The 1,627-nt window shown below is 61.7% G+C and carries 3 protein-coding genes; all 3 read right to left on the minus strand.

The genetic code is table 11. The annotated features are described in order from the left end of the window. The coding region (locus EN750_RS33330) for a Gfo/Idh/MocA family oxidoreductase (RefSeq protein WP_145968156.1) at nt 1-396 on the minus strand (396 nt) is incomplete at its 3' end. 11 nt (nt 397-407) lie between these two features. Then, entirely contained in the window at nt 408-1,154 is a 747-nt protein-coding gene (locus EN750_RS33335) for a sugar phosphate isomerase/epimerase (protein ID WP_127399195.1), read from the minus strand. A 50-nt stretch (nt 1,155-1,204) separates the two neighbouring features. Continuing rightward, on the minus strand, nt 1,205-1,627 hold a 423-nt coding region (locus EN750_RS33340), incomplete at its 5' end, for a TOBE domain-containing protein (RefSeq protein ID WP_127399196.1).

Here is a 1,627-nt window from a genome sequence, read left to right on the forward strand (position 1 = left end):
CAGTTGGTGCGCGCCGCCGAGGAAAGTGTCTGGCGCCGAGCCGATCCGCAGGCCCTTTTTCTCCGCCCGCTTCTTAAGGTCGAGCCCTTCCTTGACCGACAGCACGAACGGCTTTTCCGAATAGACGTGCTTGCCGGCGTCGAGGATCTGCTTCGATACTTCGTAGTGCACCGCCGGGATGGTCAGGTTGACGATGATGTCGATGTCGTCGGCCTTGAGCAGGTCTTCGACGGTCTCGGCGCGCAACTTGAACTCCTTCGCCCGCGCCTTGGCCGCCTCCATGTTGATGTCGGCGCACGCACGCATTTCGATGCCGCGAAACAGCGGCGCCAGCGAAAAATACGCTTTCGAGATGTTGCCGCAGCCGATCACGCCGATGCCAAGTTTCTTTGCCATGCTGATTGCTCCTAATAGGTTTTGGCGGCTGCGATGGAGCGGCGGGCGAAACGCTCGATGTCGTTGGGGTTGTCCTGTTCCATGACGTAGTATTGGGCAGCACTCTTGGCACGCAACACCTTGATCAGGCCGGCCCAGTCGATGGTGCCATGGCCGACATCCGACCAGCCATCCTCATCCAGCCCCTCGCCGGGCTTGGCCATGTCCTTGACGTGGACGGCGCTGATGCGCTTGCCGTGCTTTTCGATCCACGACAACGGATCATCGCCGCCGCGCACCACCCAGGCAACGTCCATCTCCCAGCTGACATCGGGCGCGGATGACAGGATGTGATCCTGCGGCACCGATCCGTCGGCAAGTTTCTTGAACTCGAAATCATGGTTGTGCCAGGCAAAGCCGTAGCCGGCCTTTTTCGCGACGTCGCCGACCCTGGCCAGGCGTTCGCCGAAGCCGCGCCAGCCGGCCACGTCGGATGGCCGCTGATCGGGCATCAGGAAGGGACAGATGAGCAGCGTGATACCAAGTGCGTCGGCGGTTCTGCGCACGCCGTCGAAATCGTTCTCGAGCGCGTCGATCGAGAAATGCCCAGTCGGCATGGCAAGCCCGTTCTTGTCGAGCTCGGCACGGAATGCCTTGGGATCATCATAGACGCCGCCAAAGCCTTCGACCTGGGCGTAGCCGAGCCTGCCGAGCATGGCGAGCACACCGTCCCAGGGTTGGAAATTGCGGGCGCTGTAAAGTTGGAATGACCAATTCATCGTCTCTGTCCGTTCGCTTGGGGATTGTCGTTGGAAGGTTGGTTCTCGGGCTAGATGCGTGTGCCGGTTGCCGTGTCGAAAAGCGAGGCGCGCATCGGATCGAAGCCAAGCGTCACCGCCTCGTCATTCTTGGGCGTGCGTTCCGAGGTCACTCGGACGCTGAAATTCTGCTGGGCAAGCTTCAGCCAGACCAATGTGTCGGAGCCCATGGGTTCGACCACCTCGACATTGGCGGCTATCGAGAACGGCCAGCCGGTGCCGCTGTTCAGGCTGACATGCTCGGGCCTGATACCGAATGTGACGGGGCCGGGAGCCGGAGGCTTGGCAAAGTCGTAAGTGCCGAGCGGGATCTTGATATCCTCGGCCGCGAACCGCCAGCCGCCGTCGGCGTCTTCCAGGCGGCCATCGACGAAGTTCATTGCGGGCGAGCCGAGGAAGCCGGCGACGAAACGGTTGACCGGGCGGTTATAGAT

The sequence above is a fragment of the Mesorhizobium sp. M7A.F.Ca.ET.027.03.2.1 genome (assembly GCF_003999175.1).
Classification (GTDB): domain Bacteria; phylum Pseudomonadota; class Alphaproteobacteria; order Rhizobiales; family Rhizobiaceae; genus Mesorhizobium.

Excerpts from the sequence above, each read along its gene's own strand:
- EN750_RS33335 (WP_127399195.1), bottom strand. The coding sequence starts at position 1,154 with ATGAATTGGTCATTCCAACTTTACAGCGCCCGCAATTTCCAACCCTGG.